The following is a 21925-nucleotide window of genomic DNA, read 5'->3' on the forward strand; positions in this document are numbered from 1 at the left end:
CGTCGTCGATACGCTTCGTCCAGCGGCGGGCGAAGGCGAGGAGGTGGGTAAGTGCCTCCTTCGCCGTCACCGCTGCGCCACGGTCATCACGGCATTGGGCAGCTGCGCGCGGATCTCGGGCGCGTACATCGCCTCGACCCGCGTCGCCGGCAGGTTGAACTTGCCCGCCGCATCGAGCCGCATCACGTAGGAGACGGTGAAGTTGCCGCGCGGCACCCAGCCGTAGAAAGCGCGCCAGCTGTCATTGCCGCGCTCGATATAATTGGGCGACACGCCTTCGCTGGTGCCGGCATCCTTGGCGAGCATCTCGGACTGGCCGCCCAGATTGCCCATGATCGTCGCGCCCGCCGGGATCGGATCATTGACCACCACCCAGTTGCGCTCGGCCGAGGCCTCGACGCTGATCGTCACCTTGACGACGTCGCCGCGCGACCAGCTGCCCGGGACGGCCTGCTTGACCGCCTCGATCTTCTTGCTCGCCTTGTAGCCGGCCATCAGCGGCTGGGTGAGCGGCACCGCTGCCTTCACCCGGACGAACGCCCAGGGCCCGGCGCCGCCCGACTGGTTCAGCACCAGTGGGGTGGTCTGCGCCGGCAGCGGGAAGCTGAAGCTGCGCTGCGGCTCGGCGAGCGGCCAGCTGAGGCTCACCGGGCTGAAGCTGCTGAACGTGGCATTGGTCACGCCCGCGATCGACTCCGCCGGGTAGAGCGTCATGAAGCGCCGCGCGAGGATCGTGCCCCAGGCATTGGCGGTGGTGGTGTCCCAATGCCCGCGCTGCTGGCGCGAGGCGATGCCGACCATCAGCTTGGCCGAGTCATTCTCCCAGCCGGGGCGGCCGAGCGTGGCGAGCAGCGCCTTGATCGCTGCCTCGTCGTCCGACGACATCAGCCACCAGGCCATATGGCCCTTGTCCGACAGGTCGACACGCGTGCCTTCATAGACCAGGCGCGTGCGCAGCGTCTTCTCGGCATCGAGACGGAGCTGCGCGCCATTGGCGGCACCCTGTACCTTGCCGAGCGCCATCGCATAGTCGGAGAGCGTGGCGGTCGGCATCTCGGCCGGAGTCATGCCGATCTGGCCGAGCATCGCCGAAGTCGCCGCACCCTGCCGCGCCAGCGCAGTGAAGGCGGCGACGCGCTGCAGGCGGACATCGCCATAATCCTCGTGACGCAGGCGCCCGTCGAGAACGGCCTTCATCGCGTCGAGCATCTTGGCCTTGGGGCCTTCCGGAAGCGGCAGCCCCGCTTCGGCCGAGACCGACAGGATATAGGCAGTCAGCGCTTCCGAACCGGGCCAGTCGCCGGGCCAGTAGCGCAACAGGCCGTCGCCGTCCTGATAGGCCGGGATGTCGCTGGCGATCAGGTTCCACATTCCCGTGTCGCCCAGCGCGATCGCCCGCGAGGTGCGCTGCTCGAGGCAGTTATACGGATAGGCGGTCATGTAATCGCGCACGCCCGAGAGCGGCGGGGCGAGGCTGTCGGTCAGCGTCACATCGACCGTGCCGAAGCCGGGCAGCGCGCCCGCCGGCGGGGCGATGGTGAACTGTGTGCCGGTGCCGACGCGGCCGAGCGTCGCCGCCCAGGTCTCGACCGGCACCGCCGGCGCAACCGCCTGTGCCACGGTGACCTTGTCGACCGACTTGCCGTCGGCGGTCTTGGCCGACACGGTCCAGCTCAACTTGCCTTCGCGCGGCGGGGCGGTGAGGTTCCACACCACCGGCGCGGCGCCGCCGGCCGGGATGTCGACGGTCAGCGGCTTGCCGGTCGCATAGGCCGGGCTCAGCGCGACGGTCGCCGTCACCTTCATCGGCTTGGTCGAGCCGTTCCGCAGCGTGAACATCGCGCCATATTGGTCGCCGGTGCGCACCAGCTGCGGCACGCCCGGATAGATGGTCAGGTCCTGCGACGAGCGAATGCTCGCGCTGCCCGAACCGAACAGCTGCGGACCCGACGTGGCGATCGCGACGAGCTTGAACGAGGTCAGCGCATCGTTGAGCGGCACCGCCACCTTGGCATGGCCATTGGCGTCGAGCGCGACCTTGCCCTTCCACAGCAGGACCGGCTGGAAATTCTCGCGGTTGAGCCCCGAAAGGTCACCGCCGCCGCCACCGCCGCCGGCTTCCACGGCCTTTTTGCCGTAATGCCGCTTGCCGACCACCTGGGTCTGCGCGGTCGAGGTGAGCACCGAGATCGGGCGATCGCCCATCATCGCGTCGAGCAGGTTCCAGCTGTCGTTCGGGGCAAGCTGGAGCAATGCCTCGTCGACCGCGACAAAGGCGACGTCTGCCGATGCGGCGGGCTTGCCGTCGGGCGTCTTCACCGTCACATCGACCTGCGCATTGTCGCGCGCGGCATAGCTCGCCTTGTCGGCCTTCACCGCCACATCGAGCTTATGGCCTTCCCAGCCGACCTTCACCTTGGCGATGCCCAGGCGATAGGCGGGCTTGGCGAGGTCGACCGTCGCGGTCGGCTCGCCGCCGTCCTTCGACCAGGGCGCACCCCAGTCGCGCGCCATGTTCGAGCGCCAGTTCTGCCAGCCCGAGACGCGCCCGCGCACTGCCATGACCGAGACGAACACGTCCGGCGCATAGTCGCCCGGCATCGGCACTTCGATCACCGGGTCCTTGCCGGTGAGGCCGACGACGAAGCTCGATAGCACGCCCTCGCGCTCCACGGTGACCAGCGCGGTCGCGTCGCGGAAGGGCATGCGGACCTGGAATTTGGCGGTCTCGCCGGCCTTGTACTCCAGCTTCTCGGGAATGACGTCCATGCGGTCGCCATTGTCGCCGCCGAACCACCAGTCATCGTCACCGACCAGCCACACCGACTTGGTCGCGCGGGCGATATTACCATTGGCGTCCTTGGTGGTCGCCACCGCATAGACTTCGCCCGACACGCCCGGATTGAGCTGGCAGCTCGCCAGGCCCTGCGCATCGGTGGTCGCCGAGCAGGTCGCGCCCAGCTTGGTCGTCTTCATCTGGTTGTCGTACGCATAGAAGCCGCCGATCAGCCGGCGCCGTGCGGTCAGGATCTCGCGGCTGTAGAGCTCGACCGAGACCGCCTGGTTGGCGAGCGGCTTGCCATTGGTGTCGAGCGCGACGAAGCGCAGGCGCAGATCGTCCTGCTTCATCAGCCAGCCGTCGCTCTTGACGCCGAGCTGCACCGCGGAGGTGAAGATCGGGATGCGCCGCGACGAGGTCAGGATCTGGCCGTTGGCGTCCTGATAATCCATCTCGACCAGCATCGTGGTGTTCTGCTCGAGCGTCTGCGGCACTTCGGCATTGAGGCGGGTGGTGCCGTCGGCGCCAAGGCTGGCGGGCAGCGTCTGGGTCGGCGGCAGCTGGACCTGCTCGTCCTCGCCCTCGCCGTCCATCGGCTTGGTACCCTCGGCCATCGCGCGGCCGCCGAAGCTGTAGCTGTCATAGCCGTCGGGGGTCGGGAAATCGCCGAAATAGCCGATGCGCGTCTCGACCGGCAAATTGGCGGCGCCGCCGCCCGAGAGATAGCCGACGAACAGGTCAAGCGGCAGCACGCCCGGGCGCACCGCGGCGTCCTTGGGCCCGGCGACCGAGGCCTTCATCGTCGGGAGCTTGTATTCGTCCACCTTGAACGACTGGCCGGTATAGTGGACCGTCTCCGAGGTGCCTTCCTTGGTGACGAACTGGACGTCATAGTCGCCCATCTTGGCGCCCTGCGGCGCAGTCCATTCGGTCTCGCCGGTGCCGTTGGCGTCGATCGTCAGCGGCAGGTCATATTGCGTGTCCGAGCCGCGATGGCTGAGGCGGAGCGTGCCGGTGAAGGCCGGCGAGGCGGCGAAGCCCGCGGCCACGGGCGTGCGGACGATGTGCTTCATGTGGATCGTCTCGCCCTGGCGGACGAGCGAGCGGTCGAACACGGTGTGGAATTTCTGTTCGGGCGCCGACCAGCCATAGTTGAGGTCGAAGTCGAACGGGCGGATGCCCTCGCCCCACTGGGTGAGCGTGAAGCTGAAGTCGTCGGCCTTGCGCGCCGAGACCATCAGCGGGCTCGAATTGCCGTTCTCGCAGCTCGAATAGGTTTCGGGCTCGGGCAGGCCGGCGGGGACGCCGAGGCGGCCCGAGGCGTCGGTCTTGCCCTTGGCGAGCAGTTCGCCCGAGCAGCTGTCGGTGATGCGCACCTCGGCATCGCCGACGCCCTGGCCGCTGTCGAGCGCGGTGACCCAGACCAGCGACTGGTCGCGGCCCCATTTGAAATGGACGCTCATGTTGGTGACGAGCGCGCCGGTGGCGACATAGCGCGGCGCCTTGCGCCCGAGAAGCGCCTCGCCGAGCCGCGGGCTGGCGAGCTCGACGATGTAGAAACCGGGCTGGCTCAGCGGGATGCCGACCACCTCGAAGTCCTTGCCCTTGCCGGGAAGGCCGATCTTGAGCGGTTTGCCGGTGGCGGGCGTGAGCAAAGGCTTGGCGCCGGTCTGGTTGATCCGCACGGTTTCCTTGCCGCGCGTCACTTCGTCGGACTTGTCCTCGGCCGCATCGGCGAGCGCGCGGAACCACTTGGCGATCTCGCCGTCGCCGCCCTCGACCTTCAGGCTCTGACCGTTGACCGCCATCTGCGTGCCCTGGAGCTCGGGCTCGACATTGCGGACCGAGACCGGCAGCACGCCGCCTTCCTTGGCCTCCAGGATGCCGAAATTGCCGGCAAACTTCACCAGCGGCGGCGGCGCGTCGAACTTCACGTCGAGCGGGAAGCGCTCGGCATTGGCGAGCGCGCGGCCGCTCTCGTCCTTCACATTGGCGGGGAACACCACCTTGGCGGTGGTGTCGGCCGGCAGCGGCGCCTTGAACTTGAGATCGGAAACGGTCGCCTTGTTCTTGTCGTCATCGCCGAAGATCGGGGTCAGTTCCTTGCCGTCGGCGGTCCTGATCCGCACCGCCTCGGCCTGCGCCTTCGAGATCGGGGCGGAGAAGCGCACCCAGGCATCCTGCACCGGGCTGCAGCCCGCGGTCGGGTTGACGCGCGAGCATTCGAAGCGGGCGCTGAATTCCTTGCGGACGGTGAAGTCGAAGCGCTGGTCGGTGCCGGCGGCGCGGCCCGAGGCGCTCTTGATGTCCTTGCCCCAGACCAAAGCCATGTCGCGCCCGGCGGGCAGCGGGCGGCGGCACTTCACCGCGACGACGCTGGCGAGCGACTTGGCGCGGTCTTCCGCCTTGGCGGGAAGCGCCTGGGGCAGGCCGGCGTCGTTGAGGAAGCTCTGCACTTCCCAGCGATCGGTGCCGAGATCGGCGAGAAGCTTGGGCGCGACATCGCCCGCGAGCACGTCGACCGGAATCTTCTCGCCCAGGCCATCGACCGCGCAATAGGCATTGGCGGCGACCGAAGCGGGATCGGGCGCGAGGTTCGCCGCGATGACGAAGACCTGGTCCTCCTCGATCTCGCTGCCATAGCGGCTGGGGAGCACGGCGCGGGCGATCGGGCCGCCCGAATCGACGCTGAATTCCTTTTGCCCCTGCAGCGCATAGCCCGACAGGCTCTTCAGCCCATCGCGCAGCGTGAACTTGCAGGTGACGCCGCCGGGGAGCGGGCTGGCGAATTCGTGCACGAACGTCTGCTGATCGACCCAGCGGCCCTGCCCGCCGACCGGGCAGTCGACCTTGAAGGGCGATTCGGCGCGCGGGTCGCCGAGCGGGACCATCGCGACATTGAAGCGAGCGGTGAAGCGCTCGATCGCGCCGTCGCCGACGCCGGGCGTCGCCATCTCCACCTGGGGACTATTGTCGCCGAATGCAGTGACGGCGCCGATGGGCGCCAGGACCAGAGCCAATACGCCAAGTCGTGCAACGAGCTTCATGGCAACCTTCCCCCCTCGGGCAGCGGCGGGCACGATAGCCGGGCTCTGTTACGAGTCCAGCAGCGAATTAACCGCCTCCGATTCGGAGTTAAATGCGCCATTCCGCTTGATCGTTCCGAGGGCGGCACGGCTTAATTGCCCGTCCGAATCGGAGGGGAAGGCGGTGCCGGCAGGGGAGGCGCTGATTGCCGCGCTCGACGCGGTTGCGCGCGAAGCGACCCTGTTCGCGGCGCTGTGGTTCGTCGTCGGCGGGATCGACGACCTGCTGGTCGACCTGATCTACGTTGCGCGGCGGGTACGGGGACGATGCGAGATGCTGCCCGCGCTCGACAGACCGGTGCCGGCCGGGCGGATCGCGATATTCGTGCCGGCCTGGGATGAGTCCGCGGTGATCGGCAGGATGCTGCGGGCGGCGCTCGCGCGCTTCGAGCATCCCGATTACCGCATCTATGTCGGCACCTATCCCAATGATCCGGCGACGATCGACGCGGTCGCCGAGGTGGCGCTGGAGGACGCGCGAGTGCGGCTGGTGATCGGGCCGCGCCCGGGGGGCACGACCAAGGCGGATTGCCTCAACACCTTGTGGCGCGCGCTGCTGCGTGACGAGGCGGCGGAAGGCTTCACTGCCAGCGCCGTGGCGCTGCACGATGCCGAGGATGTCGTGCATCCGCTCGAGCTTCGGGTCTATGCGCACGGCCTGATCGAGCACGCCGCGGTGCAACTGCCGGTGCTGCCGCTTGCGCATCCGCATTCGCGCTTCTTTGCGGGGCATTATCTCGATGAGTTCGCGGAATCGCACGGCCGATCGCTGGTCGTGCGCCAGGCGGTGGGGGCGGGCTTGCCCTTTGCCGGAGTCGGTTGCGCGATCCGGCGCGACGTGCTGGGCCGGCTGGCGGCGATGCGTAACGGAGCACCGTTCGACGCCGCGAGCCTGACTGAAGACTATGAGCTCGGCCTGGCGATCGCGGCGATGGGCGCGCCGGCACGGCTGGTGCGCGTCACGGAAGCGCCCGGCGGGCCTTTGATCGCGATACGCGCCTATTTTCCGAGCACGATCGATGCGGCGGTGAAGCAGAAGGCACGCTGGATGATCGGCATCGCGCTGGCCGGCTGGGACCGGACCGGCTGGGGCGGGCTGCTTCAGGTCGGCGACAACTGGATGCGGATGCGCGACCGGCGCGCGACGCTCGAGATTCCAGTGCTGGCGCTCGCCTATCTGTCGATCCTGTTCTGGGGATTGTCGCTCGGCGCGCATCTCCTCGCCGGCACGCGCCTGCCCGCGCAATCGCCGCTGATGCAGACGGTCCTCTGGACCAACCTGGCGCTGCTGCTGTGGCGGCTCGCGGTGCGGGCGGCGTTCGTCGGCCGAGCCTATGGCTGGCGCGAGGCCTTGTGGTCGGTGCCGCGCGTGCTTTCGAGCAATGCCGTCGCGCTGCTCGCCGCGCGGCGGGCGTTGTTCGACTATGTCGGGATGCTGGGCGGCGCGGCGCCGCGCTGGGACAAGACGGCGCACCAATTCCCCGATCTTGCGAAGGAGCCCGGCGGTTGACCGGTCGCGGGCGGCCGCTCCGGTTCTTTGCGATGGTGGTCTTCGCCTGGGTGGGCGCGCGTGTGGCGATGCTCTGGCCGAGTGCCGGTTCGCTCCCCGCCGCGATCCAAGCGGCATTGCCGATCGCGCGCGCCGAGCCGCACCTATCGGCGCCGGTAGCGGTGCGATCGCGTGTGGCGGCGGCAACCCGTCGGGGCGTGCCGATGCAGGTGTCGCCGGTCTATCGGTTGCCGCTGGGCGATGACGATCCGCGCGTGCAACTCGCGCTGATGGGGCTGGTCCAATATGGCGAGCCCGGATGGGCGCCGCTCTTCTCGACGGACTATAGCGCGTTGCCGGCGCGTGCCGTGCCGTCACCCGAGCGGCTCGATCCGCTGCCCGATCGCTGGTCGCTGAGTAGCTGGATAGTCGTGCGAGGAAGTGGCGGGGCGGCGGCGGCGCCTGGTGGGCAGATTGGCGGCGGGCAGGCGGGAGTGCGGGCTGCCTGGTTGCTCGCGCCGCGCCAGCGCCTCGCCGCCTATGGCCGACTCACCGCGCCGTTGCAGGGCAAGGGCCGCGAGGCCGCACTCGGCCTCGAATGGCAGCCGACCCGCGTGCCGGTGCGGCTGATCGCCGAGCGGCGCTTCGGGCTGGACGGCAATCCGGGCGGCACCGGGCTCGGTGCGATCACCGGCGTGGACATCGAATCGCGTGGCTTCCGGCTCGAAGCCTATGGCCAGGCCGGCGTGGTGCTGCGCCGGCGGGCCGACCCCTATGCCGATGGCGCGGCGCGCGGCGTGCGGATGGTGGCGGCGAGCGGGCCGGTGCGGCTCGGGCTCGGCGCCGGTGCCTGGGGCGCGGCGCAGCGCGATGCCCAGCGGCTCGACCTTGGCCCGTCGGCGACGCTGGCGGTGCGCAATCTGCGCCTCGCGCTCGACTGGCGCCAGCGCGTGGCAGGCGAGGCGAGACCCGGCTCGGGCCTCGCGCTCACTTTGGGTGCCGATTTCTAGCGGTTACTTCCCTTGCGCGCGCCAGCGGCGGATCGTGCGCTCGAGGATCTGTTCCTCGCCGCCGGTATCGCGCCACAGCTCGGAGAAGAGCGGATCGTCGGATGCCGGCCGCTTATTGTCCTCGAGGCTGTCGAACAACAGGCGGATCGGCGTGGCGACGCCTTCGCCCACCGCGATGCATTCGCGATTCCGCAAGGCCGGGATCGAATCGAGGAAGCCGCGCGCGCCTTCGGGCATCGCCGCCTTCACGAAAGCCTGGTCGCGCTCGTTGTTGAGGCGCATCGACAGGATCGTGCCGCACTGCGAGAGCACGCCTTCGGCAAGGTCCGACGGACGCTGCGTGATCAGGCCCAGCGACACGCCATATTTACGGCCTTCCTTGGCGATCCGGCTGAGGATCCGGCCGACCGAGGAATTATCGGCATTGCGCTCGTTGGGCACATAGCGGTGCGCCTCTTCGCAGACGAGCAGGATCGGGCGCTTGCTCTCCCCGCGCGACCAGATCGCGAAGTCGAACACCATGCGGCTAAGCACTGCGACCACCACCGAGGTGATTTCGCTCGGCACGCCCGACACATCGATGATCGAGATCGGCTTGCCGTCGCCCGGCAGGCGGAAAACGCGCGCCAGGAAGCCCTGCATCGTATCCGCGACCAGCATGCCCGAGAACATGAAGGCGTAGCGCGGATCGGCCTTGATCTCGTCGATCTTGCCGCGCAGCCGCAGATAGGGCGCCGTATCGGTCGCCTTGTCCATCTTGCCCATTTCGAGCTGCAGGATCTGGGTCAGGTCCGAAAGCAGATAGGGAACCGGCGCATCGACGGTGAGCTTGCCGATCTCCGCCGCGAGCCGGTTCTTGCCCTTGGCGAGCAGGATGCACTTGGCGAGGATGTCCGCGTCCACCTGCCGGTCCGAGCCGGAGGTGGTGAGGAACACTTCGCAATGCTCCTCAAAGTTCATCAGCCAGTACGGCATCTGCAAATTGGTGACGTCGTACAGCGCGCCGGTGGTCTTGAACGCGCTGGCATATTCGCCGTGCGGATCGACCATCACGATATGGCCCTGCGGCGCCAGCTCGCAGATCCGGTGAAGGATCAAAGCGGCGGCGGTCGACTTGCCGGTACCGGTCGAGCCCAATAGCGCGAAATGCTTGCCGAGCATCGCGTCGACATAGAGCGCGGCGCGAATATCCTTGGTCGGATAGACATTGCCGATCTCGATATGCGCGCGGTCTTCGGCGGCGTAAATCTGCTTGAGGTCCGCGGTCGAGACCGGGAACACCGGCGCACCCGGCGTCGGGTAGCGCGTCACGCCGCGGCGGAACTTGTAGAGCTTGCCGGTCAGCCGCTCCTCATCGCCTTCGCCGAGGAAGTCGATATAGGCGGCGATATGCTCGCCCTGGAGCTTGAGCGAACGCACGTTCGCGATCAGCCAGGTCGCGCCTACGCGCACCTTCACTTGGCTGCCAACGCCGCCGGCATTGGCGACGGTGGAGTCGCTGTTGCCCGCCAGCGCATTGAGCGCGGCCGGATCGATCAGCACCTGGCTCGACGAGCCGGCGATCTCCAGCACCACGCCGATCGGGTCGACCGGCGCGCGCGAGGGCAGGCCCTCGGAAGATGAAACTGACGGCGCTGCGTTTTCAAACCCGCGCGCGCCAAACTGGCCGTCCATCGGCTGCTCCCCGTTAACGCTCCCAATTTGCCGATGGGAGGTAAATATTGGGTGAGTTTCAAAGCCTTCAGAAACGTTTCCAGATCACGCCGGCGCCCCAGCCAAACAAAATCGAGAGCGCAACGGCGATAAGTCCGTAGAGTATTGAATAATGTTCGGCTGAATGCGCGACGAAGCGCTCGAAGCCCGATTTGCGGATTTCGATGGGGCGGACGGCGGCGGCGAGCACGCGCCCGTCGCGAATCAGGAAGGTTTCGGCAGTGAACCGGCCGATGGGGACGCGCGCGGGAATGGCGAGCCGGGCGCGATAGAGCACGCCGTCGGTGATCTCCACGGCGCCGGGCGCCTGGTAATAGAGGCCGGCGCGGGTGCGCAGATCCTCCATGCCCTCGTCGAAGCGGGTCTGCACTTCGGGCGCGGCGCTCGAAGCGGGCGAGAGCTGGAGACTGTCCACGCCGAGTTCGTAGATCGCGCGGGTCCGCTCATCGACGATCTTGGCGATCGGGCGGGACGAGGCGATCGCGTAGAAGCTCGGTGCCGAGCGATAGCGCATCCGCTCGGCATTGACCCAGATGCCGGCGACCTTCTCCTTCTCGCGCACGAGCACCGATTGGGTGGGGCCCTTCACCACCACCACGATGTCCGCCGGCTTCTCGTCGCGCCCGGGCGTGCGGCCGCCCGGATAGATGATCGCGCCGAACAGCAGCAGCTCGGCGCCGGTGAAGCTATAGGCGATCTCGATGTCGCGCTGGGAGACGTCGGGGACGAGCGTCGGCTTGGCCTGACCCATCAGCAACGGCGCCAGCAGGATCAGCGCCCCGCGCTTCACAGCAATTCGACCGAATAGATCTCGTCGGGCTGCCAGGCGAGGCCGAGCAGCATGCGGACGGCGACGAGCAGCACGATCACGGCGAGGATCAGGCGCAGATATTCCGCCTTCACCTTCATCGCGAAGCGTGCGCCCATTTGCGCGCCGACCACCGAGCCGAGCAGCAGCAGAGCGGCGAGGACGATGTCGACTGCCTTGGTCGTGGTCGCATGCACCATCGTCGCGGCGGCGGTGACGAACAGGATCTGGAACAGCGACGTGCCCACGACCACCTGCGTGCCCATGCCGAGCAGATAGAGCATCGCCGGCACCAGGATGAACCCGCCGCCGACGCCGAGCAGCACAGTGAGGATGCCGGTGAACACGCCGAGCAGCAGCGGCGCGAGCGGCGAGATGTAGAGCCCCGAGGAATAGAAGCGCCAGCGCAGCGGCAGCATCGCGACCAGCGGATGGTGGCGTCTTTTTCGAGGCCGCGGCGGGCGGGCGCCACGGGTCACGCGGATCGATTGCACCGATTCATGCAGCATCAGCCCGCCGATCGAGCCCAGCATCAGCACATAGAGTATGCCGATCACCACATCGATCTGGCCGCTCTTCTGCAGCACGGTGAACAGCATCGCGCCGAGCAGGCTGCCGATGATACCGCCGAAGACCAGCACCACGCCCATATGGACGTCCACTCCGCCGCGGCGGAAATGGGCGATCACGCCCGAGACGCTGGCGCCGGTCACCTGGCTGGCGGCCGAGGCGGCGGCGACGGTGGGCGGGATGCCGTAGAAGATCAGCAGCGGCGTGGTGAGAAAACCGCCGCCGACGCCGAACATGCCCGACAGCAGCCCGACGCCGAAGCCCAGCGCCACGATGACGAGCGCGTTGACCGACAGGTTGGCGATCGGGAGGTAAAGATCCATTGTGCCGCAGCGATACCGCGTTTGCGGTGCAGTGCAAAAGGCGATCTCAATTCCCGGTCGCAGGAGCTGCCGGCCTTGCAATGTAGGATTTCGCCTGCTTGGCTCACGCTGCCGGGTCTGGTGCCCTGCCGCTCTTTGTCTTGTTGGAAAAATAGGATCCCGCGCACGCAAGGATGTTGCGAGACGCGCGCCGTTTCCCCGAATTGAGTCAAGCCAAGCGCCGGGAAAACCGGCTCTTGGGGTGTCCTTCATCTACTTTGGCGAGTCGCTTCGCGATGCGCTGTAGGAAGGCCAAAACGGCTTAGTCTTCCGCGTCCTTCACCGCGCCGTGGCCGACGGGCACGGCGAGCAGCCGGTTGATCTGCGCTTTGAACGCACCGAGATCGCCGCCGGTCAGCTGCTGGGTCGATGTGAACGACACCGAGCGCGGGTTCACCGCCACGCCGTTCTTGTAGAGCTCATAGTGCAGGTGCGGGCCGGTCGACAGGCCTTCATTGCCCACCGCGCCGATGCGCTGTCCGCGCCGCACATGCTCGCCGACGCGCACATAGATGCGGCTGAGATGGCCATAGCCGGTGCCATAGGCGCCGCCGTGGTTGATGCGGATCAGATTGCCATAGCCGCTGGCACGCCCGGCGGCCTGGACGACGCCGTCGCTGGCCGCGAACACCGGCGAGCCCCAGGGCGCCGCGATGTCGATGCCCTTGTGCATGCGGACATAGCCGAGGATCGGGTGGCGGCGCATGCCGAAACCCGAGGAGAAGCGGCCATTGGCCGGCATCGCCATCGAACCGGTGCTGCCACCCTTGCCGCCGCCGTCGAACCAGGTCGTCTTGCCGCCCTGCTCGAACGGCGCGAGGGTCACGTCGCTCGCGCAGCCGCTGACACGGGCGAGCATCAGGTTGCCGAGCTGGACTTCGCCGGTTTCGGCGCGGGCCTGGCCGAGAATGATGTCGAACTTGCAGCTCGAGCCGAGCCGCGAGACGGGCACTCGGCTGGCGAGCGTGCGGATATAGCTTTCGACCGCCTTGGCCGGTGCGCCGGCGGCGCGGGCCGAGCGATAGAGCGACGAGCCGATCGTGCCCTGGATGCGCAGCGGCGTCCGGTCGATCGCGATCGGAATCTGCTTGAGCGAAAGCCCCCCGCCGTTGCGGGCGACTTCGAGCTTCAGGTCGAAGCGAGCGCGCATCTCGAGCTTCTCGAGCGGGCGCGGCTGCGACTTGTCGGTGCGGCGGCCGAGCGTGTAGTCGAGCAGCGTGTTGGGCTGGATGTCGCCCGAGGCGACTGCCTTGGTGATCAGCGTGTCGACGGCGTTGGCGTCGGTCTTGCCGATGCCCGAACGCATCAGCGTTGCCAGCAGCGATCCACCCGAGGCGAGCTTCGCAGTGCCCTCGAGGATCGGCCGCTCGGGCGTGTCGGTGAGTGGGGTGACCAGGCTGGTCGCGGCAACGCGGACGCCGGTGGCGCCGCCCATGCCGAGCGGCTTGATCGCCTGCGCCTGGGTGGCATCCCATTCGGCGCCGGAGAGCGGCGCGGGGACCGAGCCGTAGATCGGGTTCTCGAAGCCCGGCGCCATCAGCAGCGCGGCGGCGATCAGGCCGACACAGGTCGCGGCACCGCGATACCAGGTCAGCGAGCCGATGCGCGATCCCAGGTCCGGTGCGAATTCGAAGTCGGCGAAACGCTCGCTCAGGCGGGCAGCGAAACCATGCGCAGGAGCGGTGACGCGCGCAGATGCTGCGCCGCCGCCGAAGCTTTCTCCATGGTCACTACGCAAATACAAGGCGCAACGCCCCCCAAAAGGTCGTCGATGTCGTGCCGTAAACCCCCGGCTACCGACCAGATCAGTGTGGAACGCAGGACTTAAAGTCAAATTAAGTACCCTGTCTGGAGCCGACTCGTGCGGCGAGTTGTGCCACCTCGCGGATGAAGCGAAGCTTTCAGCATATTCGGCAGTAATTCCAACATGGTTAAGCCGAATCGCCAATTCGGGGGAGTTGCTTAAGGGGCGACTCGGAACGATCTTGGACTCACAATGAGTCGTTTCGCGCGTTCCGAGATCACCGCGGTGCTGGGGCCTACCAACACCGGCAAGACGCATCTGGCAGTGGAGCGGATGGCGGGTCATGCCAGTGGCATGATCGGCTTCCCGCTGCGCTTGCTGGCGCGCGAGGTCTATGACCGCGTCGTCCGGATGAAGGGCCGGGCGGATGAAGTCGCGCTGATTACCGGCGAGGAGAAGATACTCCCGCCCAAGGCCAAATGGTTCCTGTGCACCGCCGAATCGATGCCGCTCGAGCGCGAAGTGGCATTTGTCGGGCTGGACGAGGCGCAGCTCGGCGCGGATCCCGAGCGCGGCCATGTCTTCACCGATCGGCTGCTGCGCGCGCGCGGCTTTGCCGAGACGATGATCCTCGGCTCGGACAGCCTGAAGCCGATGCTCAAGGCGCTCGTCCCCGAAGCCGAAGTGATCGGCCGGCCGCGCTTCTCCACGCTGAGCTATGCCGGCGCGAAGAAGCTTTCCCGACTGCCGCGGCGCAGCGCGATCGTCGCGTTCAGTGCCGAGGAAGTCTATGCCGTCGCCGAGGCGCTGCGCCGGTTGCGCGGCGGTGCCGCCGTGGTGATGGGGGCGCTGAGCCCGCGCACCCGCAACGCCCAGGTCGACATGTTCCAGGCGGGTGAAGTCGATTATCTCGTCGCCACCGATGCGATCGGCATGGGGCTCAACATGGACCTGCACCATGTCGCCTTCGCCTCGCTCAACAAGTTCGACGGGCGCCGCCAGCGCCGGCTGACCGTGGCCGAGATGGCGCAGATTGCCGGCCGCGCGGGACGTCACCAGAAGGACGGCACCTTCGGCGCGCTACACGACCAAGGCCCCAATGCCTTCACGCCGGAGGAAGTGCTGGCGATCGAGGCGCACCGCGTGCCGAAGCTGGAAAAGCTTTACTGGCGTGAGGGCGATCCCGATTTCGACAGTGTCGAGGCGCTGGTCGCCAGTCTCGAGGCCAAACCGCACAATGAGGTGCTGCGCGCCGCGCCCGAGGCGGTGGACTTGGCAGTGCTAAAGCGGCTGGCCGAAGAGGATTGGGTGCGCCAGCGGGTGCGCTCGCCGTTGATGGTCAAGCGGCTCTGGGCGGCGTGTGGCCTGCCCGACTTCCGCAAGCTTGGCGTCGACCCGCACAGCCGTTTCGTCGGGCGCCTGTTCGGGCATCTCTCTGAAGCGCAGGGCCATGTGCCCCACCAATGGTTCGCCGACGAGATCCAGCGGCTCGACAATATGGGCGGCGATGTCGAGACGCTCGCCGGGCGCATCGCCGCGGCGCGTAGCTGGGCCTATATCGCCCACCGTGCCGACTGGCTGGAGGACCCGATCCACTGGGCCGAACGTACCCGCGCGATCGAGGAGAAGCTCTCCGACGCGCTCCACGCCAGCCTTACCCAGCGCTTCGTCGACAAGCGCACCACGGTGCTGCTCCGCCAGATCGGCGCCGACGCCTCGAACCTGCCGGTGACGATCGGGCCCGAGGGCGAAGTGAGTGTCGAGGAGCACCCGCTCGGCACGCTCACCGGCTTTCGCTTCACGGTCGCGCCCGAGGCGCGCGCGGCGGACAAGCGGATGTTGCTCGCGGCGGCGGAGAAGCGGCTGGGGAGCGAATATCGCAAGCGCGGGCAGGCGCTGATCGAGTCAACCGACGAGGAATTGCAGCTTGGGGCGGGCAAGATGGAATGGCGCGGCACGGCCGTCGCCGATCTCAAGCCGGGGCCCAATATCGCGCGTCCCCGGATCGTGCTGGATCGCGCGCTCGATGTCCTCGATCCGCCGGCCAAGGTCGCGGTGCAGGCGCGGCTGGAGCGCTGGTTCGCCGATCAGATCGCCAAGCGCCTCACCGTGCTCGGCAAGCTCGACGAGGTGACACGCGATCCGCAGGCTGGGTCGCCGCTGCGCGCGCTTGCCAATGCCTTGCTCGAGGCTGGTGGCCTGCTGCCGCGCCGCGCCGCCGCGACACTGATCGAGGCGCTTGACAATCCCGCCCGCCAGCGGCTGCGCAGGATCGGCGTGACCATCGGCACGCTCGACGTTTTTGCGCCTGCCTTGCTCAAGCCCGGCGCCGCGCGCTGGCGGCGTGAGCTGATGGGGCTGAGCGCGGTGCCGGCCGAGGGCGCCACCGTGTTGCCGCGCGGCGCGCCTGGCGCCGATCTGCCCTACGGCTATCGTCCGCTGGGTGCCCAGGCGGTGCGCGTCGACCTGGTCGAGCGGATCGCGCGCGCCGCACATGACGCGCGGCAGGGTAGGAAGCCCTTCGCGCCCGATCCCGCGCTCGCTACGTCGATGGGCCTCACGCCCGAGACGCTTGCCCGGCTGATGGCCCAGCTCGGCTTTCGTACCGCGCGCGTTGCGCCGGGCGAACCACAGCGCTGGATCTGGCAGGGGCTGGTCGCGCCGCCCAAGCCCAAGGCGCCGCCGCGCGATAACGCCTTTGCCGCGCTCGCGGAGCTGAAACATGGCTGAGGGTCCGACGATGCGGGTCGACCGCTTCCTGTGGTGGTCGCGCCTCGCCGCGACGCGCTCGGCCGCGCAGGCGATCGCGGAAAAGGGCACGCTGCGCATCGATGGCCGCCGCATCGAGCGCAGCGCCGCCTCGGTGCGCGTAGGATGCGTCATCGCCTTCCCGCTCTACGGCAAGGTGCGCGTCGTCCGGGTCGAGCAACTGCCCGTGCGGCGCGGCCCGCCGGACGAAGGGCGTGCCTGCTATCAGGACCTTAGCGTCACTGAGAACGTCTCGCAGGAAGCGCCATTTGATTGACGTGTGGAATCGACGGGCATAGCAGGGCCGACAGTTCGTCGTTCAAGGGGCCAGTTTCCATGACCTATGTCGTCACCGACGCCTGCATCCGGTGCAAGTACATGGATTGTGTCGAGGTCTGTCCGGTCGATTGCTTCTATGAGGGCGAGAACATGCTCGTCATCAATCCGAGCGAATGCATCGACTGCGGCGTGTGCGAGCCGGAATGCCCGGCCGAGGCGATCCTGCCGGATACCGAGAACGGCCTGGAAAAGTGGCTCGAGCTCAACCGCGCTTACTCGGAGACCTGGCCGAACATCACGCAGAAGGGCGATGTGCCCGCCGATGCGGATGCGATGAAGAACGTCGAGGGCAAGTTCGAGCAGTATTTCTCGGCGGAGCCCGGATCGGGCAGCTAGGCTTACCCGATTTGGCGGTTAAGCCCGCGAAATCCACACGAACCCGCGGGAAACTGCATTTTTGCGCAGACAAACGGTGACGTTTGGCTGGTAATTTTATTGCAAGCGTGTTAAATGGGGCACGACGGAGGAAGACTCACCTCCGCCCGGAGAAACAAAAAGAAGTCGCCCCGACCAGCCCGCCCTGCATTCCGCCAGGGTGGACACCGCGCCCGTCGGGGCCGGTTACACGAAAGGTTCCTCGCACATGGCTGCAAAGGCGCTGTCCTTCGACGTCGGCGATTATGTCGTTTACCCCAAGCACGGCGTTGGCCGTGTTATCGAACTCCAGAAGTCTGAAATCGCGGGGATGCAGCTCGAACTCTACGTGCTGCGTTTCGAAAAAGAGAAGATGACTCTCCGCGTTCCCACCAACAAGGCGGAAAGCGTGGGCATGCGCAAGCTCTCGAGCGACAAGACGCTCAGGGAAGCGCTCGACACGCTCAAGGGCAAGCCCAAGGTCAAGCGGACCATGTGGTCGCGTCGCGCCCAGGAATATGAAGCGAAGATCAATTCGGGCGACCTCGTGTCGATCGCCGAAGTGGTCCGCGACCTGTTCCGTGCCGATGACCAGCCCGAGCAGAGCTATTCCGAGCGTCAGATCTTCGAAGCGGCCGCAAGCCGCCTCGCCCGCGAACTCGCGGCGATGGAAGAGATTGACGAGCCGGCCGCGCTCGAGAAGATCCTCGACATCCTGCGCAAGTCCGCAGCGGTGTGGAACAAGGACAAGGTTCCGGCCTGATCTCGATCAGCTTTCGGACCTGAGGATGGGGGCGGCCTTGAAAACCGCCCCTTTTCCTTGTCTGATCGATAGTGTATTGCTACGGCAACACACATCGTTTCGGGAGGAAAGTTTCATGCGCAACGCCCTGATCGGCCTGGCCCTTGTGCCGGCCCTGGCCATTACCGGCTGCCACGCCAGCTGGGAGAAGGACGGCAAGACCGTGCCGCCGAGCGGCACCGGCGCCACCCGCAACTTCGCCGCCAACGGCTTCACCAAGGTCGATCTGCGCGGCCCCGACGATATCGACGTGAAGAACGGCGCCCAGTTCGCGGTCATGGCCGAGGGCGATGCCGCGACGCTCGACAAGCTCGAGATTCAGGTGGTCGACGGCACGCTGCGTGTCGGCCGCAAGGATCATAGCGGCTTCTCGATGTCGAGCGATCACGGCGTGAAGATCCATGTCACGCTTCCCACGCTGGACGGCGCGGCGGTGAGCGGTTCGGGCAACATGACCGTCGACAAGGCGCAGGGCGACTTCCACGGCGCGATCTCCGGCTCGGGCAACCTCAGCATCGCCGCCCTGGCCGCCAGCGATACCGACCTGTCGATCGCCGGCTCGGGCGATCTCGACGTCGCGGGCACCGCCAACCGCCTCAAGGCCTCGATCGCTGGTTCGGGTGACCTCGACGGCAGCAAGCTGACCGCCAAGGGCGCGAGCATTTCGGTGGTCGGGTCGGGCAGTATGCGCGGCATCGTCAATGGCGGGGCCTCGGTCTCGATCGCCGGCTCGGGCGATGTCGACCTGACCGGCGGCGCGAAGTGTTCGGTCAGCGCGGTCGGCTCGGGCGAGGCGCACTGCTCCTGAGCTTGCGCGTCAGGTGAAGTGGCGCGAGGGTAGGCCGATGCACCGGCTTGCCCTCACTCCGCTCCTGCTGCTTCTCGGTGCCGCCGCGCCCGGCGACGAGCGCGTGGTGATGGTCACCGGCTTCGACCGGCTGCGCGTCGACGGGCCTTTCACGGTGGAAGTCGTCCCCGGTTCGCCGGGCGTGACGATCAGCGGCGACCGCGCCGCGATCGACCGGGTGGGCGTGCGCGTCGAGGCGGGCACGCTGGCGATCAATGCCGGCACGGCTGGCTGGCAGACATCGGCGGGCAAGGCGGCGAGCGGTGCGCGCATCCGCGTCTCGGTACCCGGGCTGCGCGTGGTGCAGACCAATGGTGGCACGGTGATGAAGGTCGCGGCACTCGTCGGCAACCGGATCGACGTGTCGCTCAACGGCAGCGGCCGGATCGACGTCGCCAAGGTCGATGCGCAGGAACTGAGCGTGACGATGGCTGGCGGCGGCGCGATCGCGCTGGCCGGTGCCGTGCTCCATTTGCGCGTTCGCCTCTACGGCAGCACCAGCCTCGATGCCGAGAAGCTGACCAGCGCCGACGCCGTGCTCGTCTCGGGCAGCAGCGGGGCGCTGACGGTGGGCGTGCGCTACAATTCGCAGGTCAGCGCGACGTCGAGCGGCCCGGTCCGCGTGATCGGCAACGGCAAATGCGCGGTGGTCGGGCAGGGGCCGGTCGAGTGCGCCAATATCGAGGCGCTCCGCGCGGACTAGGCCGCCAGCGGAAAGCGCAGCAGCCGGTCCTCAAGCGCGACCAGCGCCTGCGCGCTGCGGCCCATGGCACGCATGATCTCGGGATGATGCGCGTCGAGCCCGCCGGTAAGCGCGCCGAACGCGGGCAGGATCAGCTTGGTCGAGGAGGCGACGAAGCAGCGCCGTGCCACTTGCCGCCCGCGGATGCGCAGCCGCAGCTTGGGGTGGAAATGGCCCGACAGCTCGGGGCGGGGATCGCCGGGCTCGGCTTCGTGGCGCAGGATCAGGCCGTCGACTTCGGCTTCTTCAAGGATCGTGCCGCCGCAATGATCGACCAGCAGGCTGTCATGATTGCCGGTGATCCAGCGCCAGTCGAGCCGGGTGGTGAGGTCGGTGAGCAGTGCGCGCGCATCCGCCGGCAGCCGCTCGCAGCCTTTCGAATCGTGAAAGCTGTCGCCGAGGCACCAGAGCTCGCGCGCCTCGGTCCGCTCGGCCAGCGCCGACACGGCATGGAGCGTCGCGATCGAATCATAGGGCGGCAGCATCTGCCCGCGCTGGGCGAACCAGCTGCCCTTCTCGAAATGAAGGTCGGCGACCAGCAATGCCCTGCGCGCCGGCCAGTAGAGCGCGCCCTCGGGCAGCGCCATCAACTCGTGGCCGGCGAACGAAAGGGGAACCATGCGTTCCGCTATCGTCCGCGCGGGGCCCGCCGTCAACAGCGCAGCATCGGCACCTTGCGGCCCTGATAGGTGATCGTGCCGTGATCCTGATCGGTGCGCTCGACCGTGTAATCACGCGTCTCGGGCGGGTTCACCTTTTGCGCGCCGTCGCTCTCGGCGCTGTCATAGCGCTCGCGGATCGTCTCGGTGATCGTGTTGCCCGCCAGCGTCCAGCCGCCAATCTCGCCACTGTTATCCAGTGCACCATCGGCGCCGTAATGCGCGATGAAGTCGCTCGCGCAGCTCGACTCGAACGACCAACTGCCGACCAGCCAGTCATGGAGCGGCGCATTGACCGCAGCGGTGGGCGCGGGCGCGGCGGGCTCGCTCGCCTCGGCCTTTTGCACCGGCGTGGGCGCATCGGCCTTGCACGCCGCCAGCGCCGCGCAGCCGAGCATCAACAGCGTGAATCGTGCCCCGTTCCCCATGGCCCGAATCTACCCCAGGCGGGCGATTCGGGCCAGCGGGTTCAGGCCGGGACCTTCGCCATTTCGCCGATCTTTGCGAGGATTCGAACCCAGGAGCGGATGCCCTTGTGGAAGCTCTTCAGATCGTATTTTTCGTTGGGAGAATGGATATTGTCGTCGGTCAGCGCGAAGCCGACCAGCACGGTGTCCATGCCGAGGATCTTCGAGATCGACGTGACGACGGGGATGCCGCCGCCGCAGCCGATCAGCGCGGCCTTGCCCCATTCGGCGTCGAGCGCCGCGCGCGTCGCTTCGAGCGGCGGACTGTCGCTGGAGACGGTGACTGCCGGGCTGCCAGGGCCGCGCCCGGTGAACTCGACCGAGCAATCGGCGGGCAGGCGGCTGCGGACATGTTCCTCGAACGAGGCCCAGATCTTCTCGGGGTTCTGGTTGCCGGTCAGGCGGAAGCTGACCTTGGCGTGCGCCTCGGCAGGGATCACCGTCTTGAAGCCTTCGCCGGTGTACCCGCCCCAGATGCCGTTGACCTCGGCAGTGGGGCGCGACCAGATCTGCTCGAGCACGTCATGGCCCTTCTCGCCGGCGGGCACGCTCAGGCCGATCTCGCCGAGGAATTCGCCGGCGTCGAAGCCGAGCGCGTCCCAGCTCGCGCGGACGGCAGGGTCGAGCGCGGGCACGCCGTCATAAAAGCCGTCGAGCGTCACCCGGCCATCGGCATCCTTCATCTCGCCTAGGATCGAGCAGAGCAGCTGGATCGGGTTGCGCGCCGCGCCGCCATACAGGCCGGAGTGCAGGTCGCGCGACGCCGCGCGCACCGTCACCTGGCCGGCGGCCATGCCGCGGAGACCAATGGTGAGGCCCGGCGTCTCGGTGTCCCACATCAGCGTGTCGCAGATCAGCGCGAAATCGGCCTTCAGCTCTTCGGCATTGGCGTGGAGGAAGGGCTCGAGGCTCTTCGAGCCCGATTCTTCTTCGCCTTCGAACAGGATCGTGACCTTGCACGGAAGCCGGCCCTCGGTTTCCTTCCAGGCGCGGCAGGCCTCGACGAAGGTGCGCAGCTGGCCCTTGTCGTCCGAAGCGCCGCGGCCGACGATCTGCTTGGCGCCATCACCGCGCGTCTCGATCACCGGATCGAAGGGGTCGCGCTTCCACAGATTGAGCGGATCGACCGGCTGCACGTCGTAATGGCCGTAGAACAGGATGTGCGGACCATCACCGTCGTGATGCGCGACGACCATCGGGTGGCCGGGCGTCTGCGCGACGCGCGCAGTGAAGCCCAGGCCGTTCAGCTCGTCGGACAGCAAGGTCGCGGCGTGCTGGCACTGGTCGGCATAGGCAGGATCGGTCGAGACCGAGGGCACGCGCATCAGCGCGAAAAGTCGGTCCAAACTGTCGTCGAGATGCGCTTCGACATAGTCGAGCGCCTTGGTGGAGTCGGTCATGCCGAC

Annotated in this window: 16 protein-coding genes; 8 read left to right on the plus strand and 8 right to left on the minus strand. The window is 67.6% G+C overall.

From position 1 onward, the window contains the following. Window positions 1-66 precede the first annotated feature (66 nt). Window positions 67-5826: an alpha-2-macroglobulin gene (locus tag HZY97_RS16510; protein WP_180146260.1), complete on the minus strand. Its 5760-nt coding sequence runs from the start codon at window positions 5824-5826 to the stop codon at window positions 67-69. Window positions 5827-5989: 163 nt separating this feature from the next. Between HZY97_RS16510 and HZY97_RS16515 the strand changes: the two genes are divergently transcribed. After that, window positions 5990-7375 (plus strand): glycosyl transferase family protein, encoded by a 1386-nt coding sequence (locus tag HZY97_RS16515; protein WP_373684401.1) that lies wholly within the window; start codon window positions 5990-5992, stop codon window positions 7373-7375. A 32-nt stretch (window positions 7376-7407) separates the two neighbouring features. Further along, window positions 7408-8364 (plus strand): hypothetical protein, encoded by a 957-nt coding sequence (locus tag HZY97_RS16520; protein WP_257215136.1) that lies wholly within the window; start codon window positions 7408-7410, stop codon window positions 8362-8364. A gap of 3 nt (window positions 8365-8367) precedes the next feature. Here HZY97_RS16520 and HZY97_RS16525 read toward each other — a convergent pair whose 3' ends face one another. From HZY97_RS16525 to HZY97_RS16540, 4 genes are all read right to left on the minus strand, one after another. Then, entirely contained in the window at window positions 8368-10038 is a 1671-nt protein-coding gene (locus HZY97_RS16525) for an ATP-binding protein (protein ID WP_180146268.1), read from the minus strand. A gap of 67 nt (window positions 10039-10105) precedes the next feature. Then, window positions 10106-10867, minus strand: coding sequence for a TIGR02186 family protein (locus HZY97_RS16530; protein ID WP_373684402.1), 762 nt, complete (start codon window positions 10865-10867; stop codon window positions 10106-10108). Further along, the gene (locus HZY97_RS16535; RefSeq protein WP_180146271.1) at window positions 10864-11778 is read right to left on the minus strand and encodes a sulfite exporter TauE/SafE family protein; all 915 of its coding nucleotides are present in this window, start codon (window positions 11776-11778) and stop codon (window positions 10864-10866) included. Before HZY97_RS16535 ends, HZY97_RS16530 begins: the two co-directional genes overlap by 4 nt. Window positions 11779-12079: 301 nt before the next feature. Then, complete coding sequence (locus HZY97_RS16540) at window positions 12080-13561, minus strand: M23 family metallopeptidase (RefSeq protein ID WP_257215137.1); 1482 nt, start codon at window positions 13559-13561, stop codon at window positions 12080-12082. Between the two features lie 252 nt (window positions 13562-13813). Here HZY97_RS16540 and HZY97_RS16545 point away from each other — a divergent pair, with 252 nt between their 5' ends. The 6 genes from HZY97_RS16545 (at window position 13814) to HZY97_RS16570 (ending at window position 19354) form a co-directional block, all read left to right on the plus strand. Beyond that, a complete protein-coding gene (locus tag HZY97_RS16545) occupies window positions 13814-16291 on the plus strand; it encodes a helicase-related protein (protein WP_180146274.1) in 2478 nt (825 codons plus the stop codon). Beyond that, window positions 16284-16586, plus strand: coding sequence for a S4 domain-containing protein (locus tag HZY97_RS16550; protein ID WP_180146277.1), 303 nt, complete (start codon window positions 16284-16286; stop codon window positions 16584-16586). Before HZY97_RS16545 ends, HZY97_RS16550 begins: the two co-directional genes overlap by 8 nt. Window positions 16587-16645: 59 nt before the next feature. Further along, a complete protein-coding gene (gene fdxA / locus HZY97_RS16555) occupies window positions 16646-16984 on the plus strand; it encodes a ferredoxin FdxA (protein ID WP_180146280.1) in 339 nt (112 codons plus the stop codon). Between the two features lie 247 nt (window positions 16985-17231). Further along, window positions 17232-17765 (plus strand): CarD family transcriptional regulator, encoded by a 534-nt coding sequence (locus HZY97_RS16560; protein WP_180146282.1) that lies wholly within the window; start codon window positions 17232-17234, stop codon window positions 17763-17765. Between the two features lie 115 nt (window positions 17766-17880). Further along, the gene (locus HZY97_RS16565) at window positions 17881-18612 is read left to right on the plus strand and encodes a head GIN domain-containing protein (protein ID WP_180146285.1); all 732 of its coding nucleotides are present in this window, start codon (window positions 17881-17883) and stop codon (window positions 18610-18612) included. Between the two features lie 37 nt (window positions 18613-18649). Next, window positions 18650-19354 (plus strand): GIN domain-containing protein, encoded by a 705-nt coding sequence (locus tag HZY97_RS16570; RefSeq protein WP_180146288.1) that lies wholly within the window; start codon window positions 18650-18652, stop codon window positions 19352-19354. Here the strand turns inward: HZY97_RS16570 and pdeM are convergent. The 3 genes from pdeM to HZY97_RS16585 are packed head-to-tail and all read right to left on the minus strand — an operon-like array spanning window position 19351 to window position 21919. Next, window positions 19351-20013, minus strand: a complete 663-nt coding sequence (pdeM, locus tag HZY97_RS16575) for a ligase-associated DNA damage response endonuclease PdeM (protein WP_180146291.1) — start codon at window positions 20011-20013, stop codon at window positions 19351-19353. The two genes, HZY97_RS16570 and pdeM, sit on opposite strands and share 4 nt — an antisense overlap. Before the next feature lie 32 nt (window positions 20014-20045). Further along, window positions 20046-20480: a hypothetical protein gene (locus tag HZY97_RS16580; RefSeq protein ID WP_180146294.1), complete on the minus strand. Its 435-nt coding sequence runs from the start codon at window positions 20478-20480 to the stop codon at window positions 20046-20048. A 41-nt stretch (window positions 20481-20521) separates the two neighbouring features. Then, on the minus strand, window positions 20522-21919 hold the full coding sequence (locus HZY97_RS16585; RefSeq protein WP_180146297.1) for a M20/M25/M40 family metallo-hydrolase: 1398 nt from the start codon (window positions 21917-21919) through the stop codon (window positions 20522-20524). Window positions 21920-21925: the final 6 nt, after the last annotated feature.

The sequence above is a fragment of the Sphingomonas sp. R-74633 genome (assembly GCF_013416555.1).
GTDB lineage: Bacteria > Pseudomonadota > Alphaproteobacteria > Sphingomonadales > Sphingomonadaceae > Sphingomonas.

What these genes read in the sequence shown, in the direction of transcription:
- HZY97_RS16510 (WP_180146260.1), bottom strand. Translation starts at nt 5,826, where the DNA reads ATGAAGCTCGTTGCACGACTTGGCGTATTGGCTCTGGTCCTGGCGCCC.
- HZY97_RS16520 (WP_257215136.1), top strand. Translation starts at nt 7,408, where the DNA reads ATGGTGGTCTTCGCCTGGGTGGGCGCGCGTGTGGCGATGCTCTGGCCG.
- HZY97_RS16525 (WP_180146268.1), bottom strand. Translation starts at nt 10,038, where the DNA reads ATGGACGGCCAGTTTGGCGCGCGCGGGTTTGAAAACGCAGCGCCGTCA.
- HZY97_RS16535 (WP_180146271.1), bottom strand. Translation starts at nt 11,778, where the DNA reads ATGGATCTTTACCTCCCGATCGCCAACCTGTCGGTCAACGCGCTCGTC.
- HZY97_RS16545 (WP_180146274.1), top strand. Translation starts at nt 13,814, where the DNA reads ATGAGTCGTTTCGCGCGTTCCGAGATCACCGCGGTGCTGGGGCCTACC.
- HZY97_RS16550 (WP_180146277.1), top strand. Translation starts at nt 16,284, where the DNA reads ATGGCTGAGGGTCCGACGATGCGGGTCGACCGCTTCCTGTGGTGGTCG.
- fdxA (WP_180146280.1), top strand. Translation starts at nt 16,646, where the DNA reads ATGACCTATGTCGTCACCGACGCCTGCATCCGGTGCAAGTACATGGAT.
- HZY97_RS16560 (WP_180146282.1), top strand. Translation starts at nt 17,232, where the DNA reads ATGGCTGCAAAGGCGCTGTCCTTCGACGTCGGCGATTATGTCGTTTAC.
- HZY97_RS16565 (WP_180146285.1), top strand. Translation starts at nt 17,881, where the DNA reads ATGCGCAACGCCCTGATCGGCCTGGCCCTTGTGCCGGCCCTGGCCATT.
- HZY97_RS16570 (WP_180146288.1), top strand. Translation starts at nt 18,650, where the DNA reads ATGCACCGGCTTGCCCTCACTCCGCTCCTGCTGCTTCTCGGTGCCGCC.
- pdeM (WP_180146291.1), bottom strand. Translation starts at nt 20,013, where the DNA reads ATGGTTCCCCTTTCGTTCGCCGGCCACGAGTTGATGGCGCTGCCCGAG.
- HZY97_RS16580 (WP_180146294.1), bottom strand. Translation starts at nt 20,480, where the DNA reads ATGGGGAACGGGGCACGATTCACGCTGTTGATGCTCGGCTGCGCGGCG.
- HZY97_RS16585 (WP_180146297.1), bottom strand. Translation starts at nt 21,919, where the DNA reads ATGACCGACTCCACCAAGGCGCTCGACTATGTCGAAGCGCATCTCGAC.